Raw genomic sequence first — 18,027 nt, 5'->3', positions numbered from 1 at the left:
CGCGATCCGGACACCGCCTCGACACTTCGGATGCGGAACAGTTTTTCTCGCCGTGACGACGTGATCTTGAGGAGCTGAGGATGTCCCGGAATCCTGATCCGGCTCACCCCCCGGTGGTGGACCGCGCCACTTTCGAGGAGCACCTGGAGAGGCTCCGGGTGAGGGAGAAGGCCCATACCCGCGAAAGCGACGCGATCGCCGCCGCGCGCCTGAGGCTGCCGATGGTGGAAGTGGCCGGGGACAGCCCGATTCTCGGGCCGGACGGCCCCACCACTCTCCTGGACGCCTTCGAGGGCAGACGCCAGCTCATCGTGTACTACTTCATGTGGTGGCCCGGCCGGCCGGCTGCCGAGCAGTGCGAAGGCTGCACGTGGGTGGTGAGCCATGTGAGTGAACTGGCCTACCTGCATTCTCGCGACATCACCTTCGCGGTCTTCTCGCAGGGGCGTAACACCGCCTACGGCTTCGCGGACGCCCAGAAGTCGTACGAGGAGAGCGTGAAGTACCGGGACTTCATGGGCTGGTCCATGCCGTGGTACTCCGCCCAGCCCGCGCTCGACTCACTCCTCGTCGGACGCGAGCCCGGTCTCTTCCACCTCGTGTGCTACCTGCGCGAGGGCGATCGGGTGTTCGAGACGTACTGGACCCGACGACGCGGCGCCGAAGTCGTGGACTACAGCTACGCCCTCATGGACCTCACGGCCTTCGGCCGCCAGGAGGCGTGGGAGGACTCACCCGCCCACTGGCCACGTCTGACCCAGGCCACCCGCACGCTGAGCGGTGCCCCTGACTGGACCCCTCTGGAGCAGTCCTCCGGCGGACGCCCCACCGCACAATGGCCACGCGTCGCCGCCCACCACGCCGACGACCTCGGCACGCCCCACTCCGACGCGGCCCAGCCGGGCGAGCCAGGGCACTGCCACTGACGGTTCCGGTGCACCGGCCGGCGAACCGGTGGCCGGGGGGAGGGGGCCCGCTCGGCCGCCGCGACGGCCGGGGCCAGCTCCGCCGGGCCTACCGCGACGGCCAGGAGTACCAGCCCGAGCTGTCGGTACGGTGGTTCGGTGGAGAGCGCCGTCCCGGGCGGGCGTGGCCGGTCAGGCGCTCGGCACGAAGGGGGCTGTCGACCGCCGGGTGCTGCGCGAGGACCGCGTCGGCTTCCTCGGTGCGGCCGGCTTCGTCCGGCAGGCCGGCCCAGGCCCAGGCCGCGTACCAGGTGTCGCCCTCGGGGTGCGCCCGTGTCTGCTCGATCGCCTCCTCGGTCCGGCCCTGGCGTTCCCTGAGGGGGACGACTGCGCAGAAGACACGCCGGGACGACCCTGGCGAATGCCGCCAACCCGCGTCCTGCGTAAGGTGGTTGGGCTGGCGAGGCGCCAGGAGGTACCTGGCGCGGCGCCGGCCGAAGGGGGAGCCATGACCGATGTCGTCGACCTCGCCGCCTACGGCGAGAGGTTCACCGCCGACCCGTACCCCGTCTACGCCGAACTCCGTGCCCGCGGCCCCGTCCACCGGGTCAGCCTGCCGGGGGTGGACGGGCCCGCCGAGGCGTGGCTGGTCGTCGGCTACGAGGAGGCCCGCGAGACCCTCGCCGATCCGCGCCTGTCCAAGGACCCGACCACCCTGGGCATCCAGATCCCCGAGGGCGAGCTGATCGGCCGCCACATGCTCGTGGCCGACCCGCCCGAGCACACCCGGCTGCGGCGGCTCGTCGCCCGCGAGTTCACCGCCCGACGGGTGCAGGCGCTCGCCCCGCTCGTGCAGCGGATCACCGACGAACTCCTGGACGCCATGGTGCCGCGCGGGCGCGCCGACCTCGTGCAGTCCTTCGCCTTCCCGCTGCCGCTCACCGTCATCAGCGAACTCCTCGGCGTCCCCGTCGCCGACCGGGCCGCCTTCCGCCGCATGTCCAGCGAGGTCGTCGCCCCCTCCGGGAAGGTCCCGCCCGAGGCCAACCTCGCCGAACTCGGCACTTTCCTCGACGCGCTGATCGAGGAGAAGCGGCGCTCGGGGACGACCGGTGACCTGATCGCCGACCTCATCCGCACCGCCGACGACGAGGGCGACCAGCTCAGCTCCAGCGAACAGCGCGCCATGGCCTATCTGCTGCTCATCGCCGGCCACGAGACCACCGTCAACCTCATCGCCAGCGGCGTCCACACCCTGCTCCGCCACCCCGAGCAGCTCGCCGCCCTGCGCGCCGACCCCACCCTGACCGAGGGCGCCGTCGAGGAGATCCTGCGGTACGAGGGCCCCATCGAGACGGCCACCTGGCGGCACACCGGCGAACCGGTGGAGATCGGCGGCGTACGCATGGGCCAGGGGGAACCCGTCCTGGTCAGCCTCGCCTCGGCAGGACACGACCCGGCCCGCTTCCCCGACCCCGAACGCTTCGACATCCGCCGCCGCACCCAGGGCCACCTGGCCTTCGGCCACGGCCTGCACTTCTGCCTGGGCGCGCCGCTCGCCCGCCTGGAGGGACGGATCGCCCTCACCTCCCTGCTGGCGCGCTGCCCGGAACTGGCCGCCGACGGCGAACCCTCCGGCTGGGCACCCGGCCTGCTCATCCGCGGCGTACGCGACCTGCCCCTGCGCTGGTGAGGCAGCGGGCCCCGGCATGCGCCGGGGCCCGCGCCCGATCAGCCGCCCGGGATCTCCGCCAGCCGCACCGGCCGCCGCTCCCGCCGGGACACCTCGCACGCCTCCGCGATCCTGAGCGCGGCCAGCGCCTCGCGGCCGTCGCACGGGTTGGCCAGCTCGCCCCGGGCCACCGCGAGGAAGGCGTCCAGCTCCGCCGCGTACGCCGGGGCGAACCGCTCCAGGAAACCGGGCCACGGGTCCTGTGGCGCCGCAGGACCGCCCGGCTCCGCCGAGGTCAGCGGCGCCCGGGCGTCCAGCCCCACCGTCAGCTGGCCCGCCTCGCCGGCCAGTTCCATGCGCACGTCGTACCCGGCGCCGTTGCACCGCGTCGCGGTCGCCGTCACCAGGGTGTTGTCCTCCAGGGTGAGCAGGGCCGCCGCGGTGTCCACGTCGCCCGCCTCCCGGAACATCGCCGGGCCCGCGTCCGACCCCGTCGCGTACACCTCGGTGACCTCGCGCCCCGTCACCCAGCGGACCATGTCGAAGTCGTGGACCAGGCAGTCGCGGAACAGGCCGCCGGAGAGCGGGACGTAGGCGGGCGGTGGGGGAGCGGGGTCCGAGGAGAGGGCCCGGACGGTGTGCAGGCGGCCCAGTTCGCCCGAGCGGACCGCGCGCCTGGCAGCCGCGTACCCGGCGTCGAAGCGCCGCTGGAAGCCGAGTTGGAGGAGTGTGCCCGCCGCCTCCACCTCCGCGAGCGCCGCCAGCGTTCCCGGCAGGTCCACGGCGACCGGCTTCTCGCAGAAGACCGGCAGCCCGGCCCGCGCGGCGCGGGCGATCAGCGGGGCGTGCGCCGCCGTCGCCGCCGTCACCACCAGCGCGTCGGGCCCCGCCGCGAAGAGCGCGTCCACGTCGGCGGCGGCCTCGGCCCCGGTGAGGCCGGCCAGCGCCGCCGCCCGCTCCGGGTCCGCGTCCGCCACCACCAACGACGACACCTTCGGATGTGCCGCGAGCGTCCGGGCGTGGGCCGAGCCGATCCGGCCGGTTCCGGCGAGTGCGATCCTCATGGACCCAACGTGCAGGGCCCCACCGGTCCCGTCAACCGGTTGTCAGGACAACCGGACCGCACACCTTCCCGCCCCGGCCACCCACCCTCTACGCTCGCCTGCGTGCCCCCGACCGACCACGACCCCACCGCCTCCCTCCACCTGCGCGTCGACCGCGGCAGCCCCGTACCCCTCTATCACCAGCTCGCCCAGCAGCTGGAGGCCGCCGTCACCGGAGGCGCCCTCGCCCCCGGCACCCTCCTCGGCAACGAGATCGGCCTCGCCCGGCGCCTGGGCCTGTCCCGGCCCACCGTCCGCCAGGCCATCCAGTCGCTGGTCGACGCGGGGCTGCTGGTCCGCCGCCGGGGGGTCGGCACCCAGGTCCTGCACGCCCCGCTGCGCCGCCCGCTGGAACTGAGCAGCCTCCACGACGACCTGGAGGCGGCCGGGCTGCGCCCCACCACCCGCGTCCTGCGCTGCGTCACCGAGACCGCGAGCCCCGAGACCGCCGCCGCCCTCCAGCTCGCCGAGGGCGCCGAGGTGGTCCGCCTGGAGCGGCTGCGGCTCAGCCACGGCGAACCACTGGCCCGCCTCACCAACCACCTCCCGGCGGGCCTGCTCGACCTCGCCCCCGACCGGCTCGCCGGCAGCGGCCTGTACGGACTGCTCCGCGAGGCGGGCATCACCCTGCACAGCGCCCACCAGTCGGTCGGCGCCCGCGCGGCCACCGCCGAGGAGGCCGCCCTGCTCGGCGAGGCGCCCGGCGCCCCGCTGCTGACCATGCGCCGCCTCAGCCGCGACCACACCGGACGCGCCGTCGAACTGGGCAGCCACGTCTACCGGGCCACCCGCCACTCCTTCGACTTCCAGCTCCTGGCCCGCCGCTGAGCGGGGGCGCCCCGAGCCGTACGGGAACGGTCGTACAACGAACCGCGAACGTGGCGTCGCACACATTGACGGTCCCCGCGGAGCCCACTACAACCTCCCCTGTCCCCGCAGACGCGGGCCTCGCGCCCCGGTGGCGCCGGTCCGCTCCGGCGGCCCCGGGCCCCCGGCCCGAGACCCCGCGGGCACGGTCGGGGATACTTGGGCGGTTGGGGCGGCTTCTCCGCCCCCTTCGCATGAAGCGTCACAGCGAGAAGGGCACGGCCTCGTGGCACGGTTTCGGACCTGGGTAAGCATCGCGCTGGCGGGGGTTCTCGGCGCATCCCTCGCGGGGTGCAGCAGTACGGGCGGCAAGCGCGCCGAGGACGCCGCCAAGGCCGAGGCGGCCCAGGGGAGGGCCGCGGTGGACACGCCCCGCTGGACCTTCGCCATGGTCACGCACTCCGGCGACGGCGACACCTTCTGGGACATCGTCCAGAAGGGCGCCCAGCAGGCCGCCGTCAAGGACAACATCAAGTTCCTCTACTCGCACCACGACGAGGCCCAGCAGCAGGCGCAGCTGGTCGACGCCGCCATCGACAAGAAGGTCGACGGGCTGATCGTCACCCTCGCCAAGCCCGGCGCGATGAAGGCCGCCGTCGAGCGGGCCGTGCAGGCCGGCATCCCGGTCGTCACCGTCAACTCCGGCTCCGAGAAGTCCAAGGAGTTCGGCGCGCTGACCCACATCGGGCAGGACGAGGAGATCGCCGGTGAGGCGGTCGGCGAGGAGCTGAACAAGCGCGGCCGCAAGAAGGCCCTCTGCGTCCTGCACGAACAGGGCAACGTCGGCCACGAGCAGCGCTGCGACGGCGTCCGCGAGAGCTTCGACGGCAAGCTGATCAACCTCTACGTCGACGGCACCAACATGCCCGACACGCAGGCCGCCATCGAGGCCCGGCTCCAGACCGACAAGAGCCTCGACTCCGTGGTGACCCTCGGCGCGCCCTTCGCGGACGCCGCCGTCAAGGCCAAGGAGGGCGCCTCCAGCAAGGCCGAGATCAACACCTTCGACCTCAACGCCAAGGTCGCCCAGGGGCTGAAGGACGGCACCCTCGGCTTCTCGGTCGACCAGCAGCCCTACCTCCAGGGGTACGAGGCGGTCGACCTGCTCTGGCTGTACCACTACAACGCGGACGTCCTCGGCGGCGGCCAGCCGGTCCTCACCGGGCCGCAGATCATCACCGAGAAGGACGCCGACGCCCTCGCCGACTACACCAAGCGGGGCACCCGATGAGCGCGCCCGCCCCCGCCACCCCCTCCGGCCCAGCGGACGAGCGGCTGATCACCCGCTCCCCGCTGAAGAAGCTCCTCGGCCGCCCCGAGCTGGGCGCGGTCGTCGGCGCCGTCGCGGTCTTCCTCTTCTTCACCTTCGCCGCCGACAGCTTCCTCCAGCTCTCCAGCCTCACGACGGTCCTCTACGCCGCCTCGACCATCGGCATCATGGCGGTGCCGGTGGCGCTGCTGATGATCGGCGGGGAGTTCGACCTCTCCACCGGCGTCGCCGTGACCAGCTCGGCGCTGGTCTCCTCGATGTTCAGCTACCAGATGACCGCCAACGTCTGGGTCGGCGTCGGCGTCTCCCTGCTGCTCACCCTCGCCGTCGGTCTCTTCAACGGCGTGTTGCTGACGCGGACCAAGCTGCCCAGCTTCATCATCACGCTCGGCACCTTCCTGATGCTGACCGGCCTGAACCTCGGCCTGACCAAGCTCATCAGCGGCACCGTCTCCACCAAGTCGATCGCCGACATGGAGGGCTTCGACTCGGCCCGGGCGGTCTTCGCCTCGACGCTGACCGTCGGCGGCGTCCACATCAAGATCACCGTGCTGTGGTGGATCGCCCTGGTCGCCGTCGCCACCTGGATTCTGCTCCGCACCCGGTACGGCAACTGGATCTTCGCGGCCGGCGGCGACGCCGACGCGGCCCGCGCGGTCGGCGTGCCGGTGCGCGCCACCAAGATCGGCCTGTACCTCGGCGTGGCGGTCGGCGCCTGGATCTCCGGTCAGCACCTGCTCTTCTCCTTCGACGTGGTGCAGTCCGGCGAAGGCGTCGGCAACGAACTCATCTACATCATCGCGGCCGTCATCGGCGGCTGCCTCATCACCGGCGGCTACGGCTCCGCGATCGGCTCCGCCATCGGCGCGCTGATCTTCGGCATGACGAGCAAGGGCATCGTCTACGCCGAGTGGAACCCCGACTGGTTCAAGTTCTTCCTCGGGGCGATGCTGCTGCTGGCGACCCTGCTCAACCACTGGGTCCGCAAGCGGGCGGAGGAGACGGCATGAACGCGCACCCCGAAGCCACGCCCGAGGCCGGGGCCGACTCCGGCGCCCTCGTCGAGCTGGCCGACGTCAGCAAGTACTACGGCAACGTCCGCGCCCTGGAGGACGTCTCGCTGGAGGTCCACGCCGGGGAGATCACCTGTGTCCTCGGCGACAACGGCGCGGGCAAGTCCACCCTCATCAAGATCATCGCGGGGCTCCACCCGCACGACACCGGCACGCTGCGGATCGCCGGCGAGGAGACCCACCTCTCCTCGCCGCGCCAGGCCCTGGACCGGGGCATCGCCACCGTCTACCAGGACCTCGCCGTGGTCCCGCTGATGCCGGTCTGGCGGAACTTCTTCCTCGGCTCCGAGCCGACCACCGGCAAGGGCCCCTTCCGCCGCATGGACGTCCGCTTCATGCGCGAGACCGCCCGCGCCGAGCTGGCCCGGATGGGCATCGACCTGCGCGACGTCGACCAGCCCATCGGCACCCTCTCCGGCGGTGAGCGCCAGTGCGTGGCCATCGCCCGCGCCGTCTACTTCGGCGCCAAGGTCCTCGTCCTGGACGAGCCGACCGCCGCCCTCGGCGTCAAGCAGTCCGGCGTCGTCCTCAAGTACGTCGCCGCCGCCCGCGACGCCGGCCTCGGTGTCGTCCTCATCACGCACAACCCGCACCACGCCTACCTGGTCGGGGACCGCTTCGTGCTGCTCAAGCGGGGCGCCATGGCCGGCAGCCACCTCAAGGGCGACATCGACCTGGACGAGCTGACCCGCCAGATGGCGGGCGGCTCCGACCTGGACGAACTGGGCGAGGCACTGGAGCGCGCCCCCGTCCCCGACCATCTCGGGGGCGCCCCGGCGCGCGGCCCGGAGCCCGGCGGCCGGTGACCCGCACCCCGAGGGGCGCGACCCGGCGAGGGCGCGCCCCCCGGGCGGGCGCGTGTGCGCCGGGCGTGCCCGGTAAGGCAGAATCGTCGCGATGAGCACCTACCGCGACCTCGCACACCGCGGCTCCGCACGGGCCACCGTCCTGCGTACCGTCGGCACGCGGGAGAGGCGGTCCCACCTGACCGCGCCCCGGGTGCCGACCGTCGGCATCGACATCGGCGGCACCAAGGTGATGGCGGGTGTCGTGGACGCCGACGGCACCATCCTCGAACAGCTGAAGACCGAGACGCCCGACAAGTCGAAGAGCCCCAAGGTCGTCGAGGACACCATCGTCGAACTGGTCCTCGACCTCTCCGACCGGCACGACGTGCACGCCGTCGGCATCGGCGCGGCCGGCTGGGTGGACGCCGACCGCAACCGGGTCCTCTTCGCCCCTCACCTCTCCTGGCGCAACGAGCCGCTGCGCGACCGCCTCTCCGGCCGCCTCGCCGTCCCCGTCATGGTGGACAACGACGCCAACACCGCCGCCTGGGCCGAATGGCGCTTCGGCGCCGGACGCGGCGAGGACCACCTCGTCATGATCACCCTCGGCACCGGCATCGGCGGGGCCATCCTGGAGGACGGCCAGGTCAAGCGCGGCAAGTACGGCGTCGCCGGCGAGTTCGGCCACATGCAGGTCGTCCCCGGCGGCCACCGCTGCCCCTGCGGCAACCGCGGCTGCTGGGAGCAGTACAGCTCCGGCAACGCCCTGGTCCGCGAGGCCCGCGAGCTGGCCGCCGCCGACTCCCCGGTCGCGTACAACCTCATCGACCGCGTCCAGGGCAACGTCCACGACATCACCGGGCCGCTCATCACCCAGCTCGCCCGCGAGGGCGACGCGATGTGCGTGGAGCTGCTCGGGGACATCGGGCAGTGGCTCGGTGTCGGCATCGCCAACCTCGCCGCCGCCCTCGACCCCTCCTGCTTCGTGGTCGGCGGCGGCGTCAGCGCCGCCGACGACCTGCTGATCCTTCCGGCCCGCGACGCCTTCCGCCGCCAGCTCACCGGCCGCGGCTACCGCCCCGAGGCCCGCATCACCCGCGCCCAGCTCGGCCCCGAGGCCGGCATGGTCGGCGCCGCCGACCTGGCCCGCCTGGTCGCCCGCCGCTTCCGCCGCGCCAAGCGCCGCCGCGTCGAGCGGTACGAACGGTACGAGCGGTACGCCCAGGACCGCCGCACCGGCGACGACCAGGCCGCCGTCACCAGCCAGGAGAGCCCGTCATGAGCCTCCCCACCCCCACCGAGCCGAAGCCGGAGCCGGCCGCCGCGCCGGTGCCGCCCACCCGCGAGCAGCGCCGCCGCACCGTGCGCAGACGGTGGATCACCGCCATCGTCATCGTGCTGCTCATCGGCGTCCCCGCCGGCTACCTCCTGGTCTCCGCCGGGCAGAGCCGCGACAGCGGCCGCGACAAGGAACGCAAGTGGTCGGCGACGGGCCTGACCAGCGGCTGGCCCTCCCAGGTGCAGCGCCGCATCTACCAGGTCCCCCTCCCGGACAACGCCTGGCACGTCGCCTACTACGAGACCAACAACTGGAAGACCAGCCGCCTCTACGTGCAGTTCCGCACCACCGAGGACCAGCTGGCCACCTTCCTCGCCACCTACGGCGCCACACCTGAAGACCTGGAGCAGGGCAAGGTCACCATCAGCGCCCGCAACCAGTCCGTCACCGGCTGGGACTTCGGCGTCTCCGGCCCCTGGTCCGGCCTCACCCACCAGCAGGACGACCCGCTGCCCACCCACAACATCACCGTCACCCGCAAGCCGACCGGCGAGGCCCTGGTCTACGTGGTCGCCACCAGCACGCCGTGAGCCGTACCGGAGCCCACCGGTGAGCGGGACCGGGCAGGGGGCCGTGACCTTCCTGCCCGCCGTGCTGCCCCGGCGCGGCCGCCTCGCCTGGTGGTCCCCGGACGGCGGCGCCCCGCCCCGCGACACCGGCGCCACCACCACCCTCACCGTCGCCCGCGCCCGGGGCGCCACCGTGCGCCGCGTTCCGGTGGAGGCCGCCGTCCTCGGCGTCGAGGAGGGCCTGGCCGCGCTGCTGGCCGACCCCGCCGCCAGTCCCTCCGCCGCCTGCTGGCAGGCGGCCGCCCGGCTCGCCCTCGACCTCGTCGCCCGGGGGCGCCTGCTGCCCGGCCTCACCGAGGCCGACGAGGACGCCTGGCGCGCGGGCCCGCTCGACGCCACCGACCTGCTCCGCCTCCGCGACCTGGCGGCCGCCCTGCCGCCCGAGGGCCACCCGGTCGCGCTGGAGGGCCGCTCCCCGCTCCTGGTCCCCGCACCGGAGGCGCTGCTGCGGGCCTTCCTCGACGCCGTCGCCGACACGCTGCCCCGCACCCCGGCCGCCGCCGACGCCCTCGGCGCGCCCTTCGCCGCCACCGCGCCCCAGCGGCTGCCCGCGGCACGCGGCTGGGCCGCGCTGGCCGCCGCCGGACAGGACGCCGGGGTCAGCCTCTCGCTCCGCCTCGACCTCTCCGCGTACGGCCTCTTCGACCCCGAGGGCGAGGAGGGCCGCCGGGGCGCCGGGGCCGCCGTCCTCCAGGTCCACAGCCTCGCCGACCCCACCCGGATCGCGGACGCCGCCGCGCTCTGGTCCGGGGAGCGGCTGCCCGGCTTCGGCCCGCGCGCCCGGATCGACGCCGCGCTCGCCCTGCGCCGCGCCGCCCGCGTCTGGGCCCCGCTGGAACGCCTCGCCGACCAGCCCGTCCCCGACGTCCTCTCCCTGGACGACGCGGAACTCTCCGACCTGCTCGGGGTGGCCGCCGAGCGGCTGCGCGCCGCCGGGGTCCCCGTGCACTGGCCGAGAGAACTGGCCCGGGAGCTGACCGCCGAGGCCGAGGTGCGCGGCGCGCCCGGCTCCGCCACCGACGGCACCCCCTTCTTCGACGCCGACCGGCTCCTGGAGTTCCGCTGGCAGGTCGCCCTCGGCGGGGAGCGGCTCAGCGAGGCCGAGATGGACGAACTGGCCGAGGCCCACCGGCCCGTGGTGCGGCTGCGCGACCAGTGGGTGGTGGTCGACCCGGAGGTGGTGCGCCGGGCCCGCAAACGCGACCTCGGCCTCCTCGACCCGGTCGACGCCCTCGGCGTGGCCCTCACCGGCACCGCCGAGGTGGACGGCGAACCCGTCCAGGCCGTCCCCGTCGGCGCGCTGGCCGCCCTGCGCGACCGGCTCGCCGCTCCGCCCGGCCGCGTCGAGCCGCCGGCCGGGCTGAACGCCACCCTCCGCGACTACCAGCTGCGCGGGCTGGGCTGGCTGGAGCTGATGACCTCGCTCGGCCTCGGCGGCTGCCTCGCCGACGACATGGGGCTCGGCAAGACCGTCACCCTCATCGCCCTCCACCTCAAGCGCACCGGCACCGGCCCCACCCTGGTGGTCTGCCCCGCCTCCCTGCTCGGCAACTGGGAGCGCGAGATCGCCCGCTTCGCCCCCGGCGTGCCCGTCCGCCGCTACCACGGGCAGGGCCGCAGCCTCGGCGACGTACCGGACGGCTTCGTCCTCACCACCTACGGCACGATGCGCTCCAGCGCCGAATCGCTCGCCGGAGTCCGCTGGGGCCTGGTCGTCGCCGACGAGGCGCAGCACGTCAAGAACCCGCACTCGGCCACCGCCCAGGCCCTGCGCACCCTCCCGGCCGCCGCCCGGGTCGCCCTCACCGGCACCCCCGTCGAGAACAACCTCTCCGAGCTCTGGGCCCTGCTCGACTGGACCACCCCCGGCCTGCTCGGCCCGCTCACCGCCTTCCGCGCCCGGCACGCCCGGCTCGTCGAGTCCGGGGAGGACCCCGAGGCGGCCGAACGGCTGGCCCGCCTCGTGCGGCCCTTCCTGCTGCGCCGCCGCAAGTCCGACCCCGGCATCGTCCCCGAGCTGCCGCCGAAGACCGAGACCGACCGGCCGGTGCCCCTCACCCGCGAGCAGGCCTCCCTCTACGAGGCGGTGGTCCGCGAGTCGATGGCCGCCATCGAACGCTCCGAGGGCATCGCCCGTCGCGGCCTGGTCCTCAAACTCCTCACCTCCCTCAAGCAGATCTGCAACCACCCCGCGCAGTTCCTCAAGGAGAGCCCCGCCCGGCTGGAGGGCCGCTCCGGAAAGCTCGCCCTGCTCGACGAACTCCTCGACACCCTCCTCGCCGAGGACTGCTCGGCCCTGGTCTTCACCCAGTACGTCGGCATGGCCAAGCTCATCGGCGCCCACCTCGCCGCCCGCGCCGTCCCCGCCGAACTCCTCCACGGGGGCACGCCCGTCGCCGAACGCGAGCGCCTGGTCGACCGCTTCCAGGAGGGCCGCACCCCCGTCCTCGTCCTCTCCCTCAAGGCCGCCGGGACCGGGCTGAACCTCACCCGCGCCTCCCACGTCTTCCACTACGACCGCTGGTGGAACCCGGCCGTCGAGGAGCAGGCCACCGACCGCGCCTACCGGATCGGGCAGACCCGCCCCGTCCAGGTCCACCGGCTCATCACCGAGGGCACCGTGGAGGACCGCATCGCCGAACTCCTCACCGCCAAGCGCGCCCTGGCCGACGCCGTCCTCGGCTCCGGCGAAGGCGCCCTCACCGAACTCACCGACCGCGAGCTGACCGACCTCGTCTCCCTGCGCAGGACCACGTGACGCGCCCCACCGGCGCCCGGGCCCGCGCCTCCGCCGACGGCCTGCGCCGCACCTTCCCCGCCCAGCCGGCCGGCGACACCGCCGCCACCACCTGGTGGGGCCGCGCCTGGGTCACGGCGCTCACCGGCCAGTCGCGCGATCCCGGGCGCCTGGCCCGTGGCAGCGACCTGGCCGCGCGCGGCAGCGTCGACGCGGTCACCGTCACCCCGGGCCTGGTCCTCGCCTACGTGCACGGCAGCCGGCCCCGCCCCTACCGGGCCCGGCTGCGGGTCCGCCCGCTCACCGACGAGGACTGGACCCGCCTCCTCGACCACATCGCCGACCACCCGGCCCACCTCGCCGCCCTCCTCGACCGCGAACTGCCGCCGGCCCTCGCCGAGGGACCGGTGCCGCTGCTGCCCGGCGCCGGCGACCTGATCCCCGACTGCACCTGCCCCGACCCGGTCCGCCCGTGCAAGCACGCGGCGGCGCTCTGCCACCGCACCGCCCGCCTCCTCGACCAGGACCCCTTCGTCCTGCTGCTCCTGCGCGGCCGGGGCGAGGACGACCTGATCGACACCCTGACCCGGCTCAGCGTCACCCGCGCCGCCCCCGCGCCGGCCGGGGACGAGACCCCGGACGACGAGGCCGGGGACCCGTACCGTCCGCCGCCGCTGCCCGGCGTCCGCGCCCGCGACGTGCTCGCCGCCGGGCCCCGGCCGCCGGTGCCGCCGCCCCCGCCGGTCCCGGCCGGGCCCGCCGCCCCGCCCTCGTACCCCTCCGGCCACGGCGGCCCCGACCCGCTCGCCCTCGACCAGCTCGCCACCCAGGCCGCCGCGCGTGCCCACGCCCTGCTGGCCACCGGGCGTGATCCGCTCGCGGGGCTGGGCCACTGGGCCGACGCGGTGCGGATCGCCGCCGCCCGGCCCGGCTCGGGGCTCACCTCGGCCGCCCGCGACCTGTACGCCCGCCTCGCCCGTGCCGCCGGACGGGACGTCACCGACCTGCACCGGGCCGTCGCCGCCTGGCAACTCGGCGGCGAGGCGGGCCTCGTCGCCCTCGAGGAACCCTGGGACCCGCCGGCCGGACCCTTCGACCGCGCCCGCCCCACCCTGCTCGCCGCAGGCCACCCGCGCCTGCGCCCCGAACGCAACCGCCTCACCCACCCGGCCGGCGACCGCCAGCTCCGGCTGGGCCGCGACGGCCTCTGGTACGGCTACATCTCCGACCCCGGCCGCGAGGACTGGTGGCCCACGGCGACGCCGGGCCTGGACCCGGTGGCGGTGTTCGGGGCGCTGCCAGGCGGCGGGGCCTGAACCCCGCCGCCCGGCAGCGGGCAGGTCAGAAGCGGCTCCCGCGCGAGGGGCCGAAGAACTCGATCTCCGCGATGGCGACCTGCTTCTTCGCGGAGGCGGCGTGGGCCGACTCGATGGTGAAGCGGACCTTGGTCACCTCGCCGACCCGGAAGGGGCGGCGCTGTCCGCCCGCGCCCTGGTCGAGCGTCATGTCGAGGGTCTTCGTCTTCCCGTCGGCCAGGGTCACCTTCGCCTTGACACGGTGCGGCAGCGCCGACTCGCGGACGTGCTCGGGGCGGGCGGAGACGCCGGGCGTGATGATGACGTCCAGCAGGCGGGTGGGCTCGCTGAACCCGACCTCGATCCACTCGCCCTGGCCCGACTGCGAGACGCCCGGCCCCCACCAGGTGTTGCTCAGCTGGTCGAAGGCGAGCAGCGGCTTGTGCCCGGAGTACGACCGGGACGCCTTGATGGTGTCCGGCGCCACCGGGGCACGCTTGGCGAAGTGGTCGCGGGTGGCCTGCACCCCGTCGGGGACGTAGAGGACGGCGAGGACGAGCAGGGCGAGGGCGACGGCCGCGCCGATCCAGGTGGCGATGCGGTCGAAGACCCGGCGCAGCGGCGGCCGGTCTCCGGCCCACGGCGTCTCCTGCTGCCGGCCGCCGAAGAGGCGGCGCCACCACGGGCGGCGGCCCGGCTCGCGCTCCTCGTGGTCGTCGAGGCGCATGGCGCAGTGGCCGCAGAAGTGGCGGTCGGGGTGGTTGGCCGTGCCGCACCAGGGGCAGGGCGGTCCTCCGGTGTGCTCCTCGCGGTGGAGCGGGGCACGGACCTGCGGCCGGTCGGCGTCGGGCCGTCCGGGCAGGACGGGGGTGACGACGGGGGTGGCGGCCGGAGCGGGTTCCGGGTCCGCGACCGGGACCAGCAGCGAACGGGCCCGCTCCGCACGGGGGTCGGGGGCCTGCTCCTCGCCGCCGGTCCGGGGTACGGGGACGGTCTCGGCCTCGTGGGAGGCGGGCTCGGTGCCGGGCGCCGGGGACGGTCCGGGGGTGGACTCGCCGGCCGGCGACGCCGGGGTCGTGGGACGGTCCGGGCCGGCGGTGGCGCCGAGGGCCGTCCGGGCGGGGGCCAGGCCCGTGCCGCCGGGGCCGGGCCGGTCGAAGGCGTCCCAGTTCGCGGGGGTGGAGGCGGAGCCGCCGTCGGCCGGGGCAGCCGGAGCGGGCGAGGTGGCCGGGGCGGGCGAGGTGGCCGGGGCGGAGGCCGGGGCCGCCGCGGTGGCGCGGGGGGCGGTGCCGCGTGCCGGGTCCCAGCTGAGGACCGCGCCGCAGGCGTCGCAGAAGGACTGGCCCGGTTCCGCGCGGGTCCCGCACTCGGCGCAGTTCTTGGTGGTCATCGCTCCGATGTCCTTTCGGCGGCGGTCACTTCGACCGTGTAGGGCATGTGGGCCGGGCGCGCCGCCGCGACGAGGGCGTCGAGGCGGTGGGTGTCGGCCGGGGTGGGGTCGGGCAGCCGGAGCGCGACGTGCAGGGCCGGCCGGGCAGGACCGGGGAAGGGGCCCAGCGGGCGGGCGCTCCACGCCGCACCGCCGGACTCGGTGATCTCCGGCGTGGCGCCGAACGCGAGCCGCACCGTCTCCACCAGCCCCTGCCGGGTCCCCCGGACGCGGTGCAGGCGGGCGGTGGCGGCGACGATGGCGCGCAGCCGGGGATCAGGCTCGGTGCCGTCGGTCTCGGCGCCGATCCAGGTGCCGAGCCAGCGGGCGAAGTCGACGGGCGTCAGCGCCGGGTCGAAGTAACGGTCCAGGCAGTCCAGGGTGTTGAGGATGGGGGCGAGGACCTCGTCGAGCCCGGCGACGAAGCGCTGGGCCAGGTCGTCGTCGGCGAAGACCGCGGGCAGCATCGCGGCGAGGGGGACGGAGGACTCCAGCCCGTCGACCGAACCCCGGGCGCTCACGGGGTGTCCCCGACGACCCGGACCCGGTGGTCGTAGGAGAAGACCAGCGCGGGTGCCTCCAGGTCGATGCGGTCGGTGGGGTCGCCGCGCTTGCCGGTCAGCGGGTCGGCCGGGTGCAGCACGACCTCGTCGACGAGTTCGACGCCGGGGACGCGTTGCAGTACCGCGAAGACCTCCCCCGCCTGCACCGGGCGGCCGAAGGGCCAGCCCCGCCCGTCGGCGCCGCCGGTGAACGGGTCGAGGTGGCGGTAGAGGGCGTCGTGGGCCTGGCGGCGTACCCGGTCGGTGTCGACGGCGCGGAAGGCGTGCACCGTGGCGACCACCGTGACGCCCTGGTAGAAGGGCGGGCCGACGGCGAGCCGGGTGCCGATGAGGCGGCGCTCGTCGAGCTGGCGGGTGATGCGGTCCAGCAGGGCGTCGCCGGGGACCAGTTGCTCGAAGCGCAGCCGCCCGCCGGGGTCGGGGACGGCCTGGGGGACGACCAGGACCCGCACCGCGTACGCCCCGTGTTCGCCCTCCTCGCCCTCCAGGCAGGTGATCCGGGCCGTCTCGGGGGCGGCGCGGCGGGCCAGTTCCTCGTAGTCCCGCAGGGTGACGGCCCGTTCCTGGGCGCGCAGGGTGATGGGGGCCCGCAGTTTGGCCTCCTCCACCGTCTCGCCGTCGACCCCGCCGCGCGCCGCCTCGCGGTTGACGACCTCCCCGACGTACGGGATGGAGGTGCGCAGGACCTGGACGGCGTGGCGGGCGACGTTGCCGGCGCGGCCGCCGCCGGTGCGGTAGCGGCGGGCCCGGATGACGGCGCCCTTGGGCGGGACGGCGCCGTACTGGCGCAGGGTGCCGTCGCTCTCGCGGACCGAGGGGCCGAAGGCGATCTCGCCGGTGGCGCCGTCCAGGGTGATGTGCGGGTCGTCGGGGCGGGAGGAGGCGAAGTGCGGGACGACCTCCCAGTCGTGCCAGCCCTCGTGCGTGGCGGTCTGGAGCAGCACGGGCGGGGAGTCCGCGACGACCGGGGCGTGGGCGAGCCGCAGCCGCTGGCCGGGCAGGCCGGTGGACTCGCCGAGCGCCTCGTCGCGCACGGTCTCGGCGTGCACGGCGCGGGTGGTGCCGCCGACCGTGTACGCCTCGGCCGAGCGGATGGTGGGGGAGGTGGTGTAGAAGGGCTGGCCGGTCAGCGGCTCGGTGACCCGGCAGCGCACCCAGCCGGCCTCGTGGCCGCCGTTGCGGGAGAGGACGTGGCCCTCGGGCAGGTGGAGCACGATGTCGCCGGGGCGGTTGAGGCCGCCGGTGCCGTCCCGGTCGACCTCGCAGGGCTGCCAGCCGTCCTCCGTCCACGCTTCCCAGGAGAGCGGGGGCTGGCGCGGGTCGACGCCGACACCGTCGACGCGGCTGTCCAGTTCGAGGGCGAGGGCGCAGTGCGGGGCGGCGGCGGTGAGGCCGATCAGCATGCAGTCGCCGGGTTCCGGTGCCTCGGAGAAGCACAGCAGGTCCTTGCCCTCGGCCAGTTCGGTGGTGCGGTCGGTGACCGGGCCACCCTGGCGCTGCACCACGAGGTGGCTGAGGGCGGTCGGCACGATGCTCAGCCCGCGCTCGGTGGCGAAGACCACGGCCTCGTCCCGCTCGGTGCGGGTGGTGGCGACCTCGGTGCCGACCGGTACCGCCACCGTCTCCTCCTGCGGCGCCGAGAGCCAGAAGGTCACCTCGGTGCGGGCGGCCGACGGCGGGAACAGCGTGATGCCGACCAGGTCGAGGAAAGCCAGATGGTTCTTGTCCGGTACCCGGTTGAGCCGGTAGACGATCTGGTCGGCCATGTGGGCGACGGTCTCGACGAGGGTGACGCCGGGGTCGGAGACGTTGTGGTCGGTCCACTCGGGCGCCCGCTGCTGGATGTAGCGCTTGGCGTCGTCCACGAACTGCTGGAAGCGGCGGTCGTCGAGGTTGGGGGAGGGCAGGGACATCAGCGTTCGCTTTCGGGGAGGGTCCCGGGGCCGCCCGGGCCGGCGGCGCCGCCGGGCGTGCCCGGCTCGTCGTGGGAGGGGATGACGTAGAAGGGGAAGACCAGGCTGCGCGGGTTGTTGGTGCCGCGGATGGCGTAGCGGACGTCGATGAAGAGGACGCTGCGGTCGTGGCCCGCGGTGACCTCCACGTCGTGCACCTCGATCCGCGGCTCCCAGCGGTCCAGGCTGGTCAGCACCTCGTGCTGGATGCGCCCGGCGGTCTGCTCGTTGACCGGCGCGAAGACGAGGTCGTGGATGGCGCAGCCGAACTCCGGGCGCATCGGCCGCTCGCCGGGCGCGGTGGCGAGGACCAGCCGGATCGACTCCTCGATCTCCCGTTCGCCGCTGACCAGGGCGATGCCGCCGGTGGGGCCGATCCGCAGGGGGAAGGCCCAGCCGGAGCCCACGAACTGTTCGGACATCAGGACTCCCCGGGGGACGGACGGAAGGGCAGGGGGCGGCGGT

The 18,027-nt window shown here is 74.9% G+C and carries 15 protein-coding genes; 10 read left to right on the top strand and 5 right to left on the bottom strand.

The window, feature by feature from the left end; all coding sequences use genetic code 11:
- Window positions 1–80 precede the first annotated feature (80 nt).
- Entirely contained in the window at window positions 81–926 is an 846-nt protein-coding gene (locus tag OIM89_RS03480; RefSeq protein WP_195730146.1) for a DUF899 family protein, read from the top strand.
- A 487-nt stretch (window positions 927–1,413) separates the two neighbouring features.
- Complete coding sequence (locus OIM89_RS03475; RefSeq protein WP_264490973.1) at window positions 1,414–2,598, top strand: cytochrome P450 family protein; 1,185 nt, start codon at window positions 1,414–1,416, stop codon at window positions 2,596–2,598.
- 38 nt (window positions 2,599–2,636) lie between these two features.
- On the opposite strand, the gene OIM89_RS03470 is transcribed toward OIM89_RS03475, so the two are convergent.
- A complete protein-coding gene (locus OIM89_RS03470; RefSeq protein ID WP_047468587.1) occupies window positions 2,637–3,641 on the bottom strand; it encodes a Gfo/Idh/MocA family oxidoreductase in 1,005 nt (334 codons plus the stop codon).
- A gap of 102 nt (window positions 3,642–3,743) precedes the next feature.
- On the opposite strand from OIM89_RS03470, the gene OIM89_RS03465 reads away from it, so the two are divergent.
- From OIM89_RS03465 to OIM89_RS03430, 8 genes are all read left to right on the top strand, one after another.
- Window positions 3,744–4,508 (top strand): GntR family transcriptional regulator, encoded by a 765-nt coding sequence (locus OIM89_RS03465; protein ID WP_030696786.1) that lies wholly within the window; start codon window positions 3,744–3,746, stop codon window positions 4,506–4,508.
- Window positions 4,509–4,773: 265 nt separating this feature from the next.
- Window positions 4,774–5,778: a sugar ABC transporter substrate-binding protein gene (locus OIM89_RS03460; RefSeq protein ID WP_047468589.1), complete on the top strand. Its 1,005-nt coding sequence runs from the start codon at window positions 4,774–4,776 to the stop codon at window positions 5,776–5,778.
- A complete protein-coding gene (locus OIM89_RS03455) occupies window positions 5,775–6,827 on the top strand; it encodes an ABC transporter permease (protein ID WP_030696788.1) in 1,053 nt (350 codons plus the stop codon). The genes OIM89_RS03460 and OIM89_RS03455 overlap by 4 nt, the downstream gene beginning before the upstream one ends.
- Entirely contained in the window at window positions 6,824–7,696 is an 873-nt protein-coding gene (locus OIM89_RS03450; protein WP_047468592.1) for an ATP-binding cassette domain-containing protein, read from the top strand. Before OIM89_RS03455 ends, OIM89_RS03450 begins: the two co-directional genes overlap by 4 nt.
- A 91-nt stretch (window positions 7,697–7,787) precedes the next feature.
- Window positions 7,788–8,960, top strand: a complete 1,173-nt coding sequence (locus OIM89_RS03445; RefSeq protein ID WP_030696790.1) for an ROK family glucokinase — start codon at window positions 7,788–7,790, stop codon at window positions 8,958–8,960.
- Entirely contained in the window at window positions 8,957–9,547 is a 591-nt protein-coding gene (locus OIM89_RS03440) for a hypothetical protein (RefSeq protein ID WP_047468595.1), read from the top strand. Before OIM89_RS03445 ends, OIM89_RS03440 begins: the two co-directional genes overlap by 4 nt.
- A 43-nt stretch (window positions 9,548–9,590) precedes the next feature.
- Window positions 9,591–12,344: a DEAD/DEAH box helicase gene (locus OIM89_RS03435; RefSeq protein ID WP_030696792.1), complete on the top strand. Its 2,754-nt coding sequence runs from the start codon at window positions 9,591–9,593 to the stop codon at window positions 12,342–12,344.
- Entirely contained in the window at window positions 12,341–13,639 is a 1,299-nt protein-coding gene (locus OIM89_RS03430; RefSeq protein WP_264490972.1) for a hypothetical protein, read from the top strand. The genes OIM89_RS03435 and OIM89_RS03430 overlap by 4 nt, the downstream gene beginning before the upstream one ends.
- A gap of 25 nt (window positions 13,640–13,664) precedes the next feature.
- On the opposite strand, the gene OIM89_RS03425 is transcribed toward OIM89_RS03430, so the two are convergent.
- From OIM89_RS03425 to OIM89_RS03410, 4 genes are read right to left on the bottom strand one after another with little or no spacing between them, the layout of a single operon-like run.
- Window positions 13,665–15,008, bottom strand: coding sequence for an NADase-type glycan-binding domain-containing protein (locus OIM89_RS03425; RefSeq protein ID WP_264490971.1), 1,344 nt, complete (start codon window positions 15,006–15,008; stop codon window positions 13,665–13,667).
- Window positions 15,005–15,568, bottom strand: a complete 564-nt coding sequence (locus OIM89_RS03420) for a phage tail protein (protein ID WP_264490970.1) — start codon at window positions 15,566–15,568, stop codon at window positions 15,005–15,007. The genes OIM89_RS03425 and OIM89_RS03420 overlap by 4 nt, the downstream gene beginning before the upstream one ends.
- Window positions 15,565–17,523 (bottom strand): putative baseplate assembly protein, encoded by a 1,959-nt coding sequence (locus tag OIM89_RS03415; protein ID WP_264490969.1) that lies wholly within the window; start codon window positions 17,521–17,523, stop codon window positions 15,565–15,567. Before OIM89_RS03415 ends, OIM89_RS03420 begins: the two co-directional genes overlap by 4 nt.
- On the bottom strand, window positions 17,523–17,984 hold the full coding sequence (locus tag OIM89_RS03410; RefSeq protein ID WP_030696797.1) for a GPW/gp25 family protein: 462 nt from the start codon (window positions 17,982–17,984) through the stop codon (window positions 17,523–17,525). Before OIM89_RS03410 ends, OIM89_RS03415 begins: the two co-directional genes overlap by 1 nt.
- Between the last annotated feature and the right edge of the window lie 43 nt (window positions 17,985–18,027).

This window comes from Streptomyces sp. BI87 (assembly GCF_025957665.1).
GTDB lineage: Bacteria > Actinomycetota > Actinomycetes > Streptomycetales > Streptomycetaceae > Streptomyces > Streptomyces albidoflavus.
This window is presented reverse-complemented; position numbering and strand designations above follow the sequence as displayed.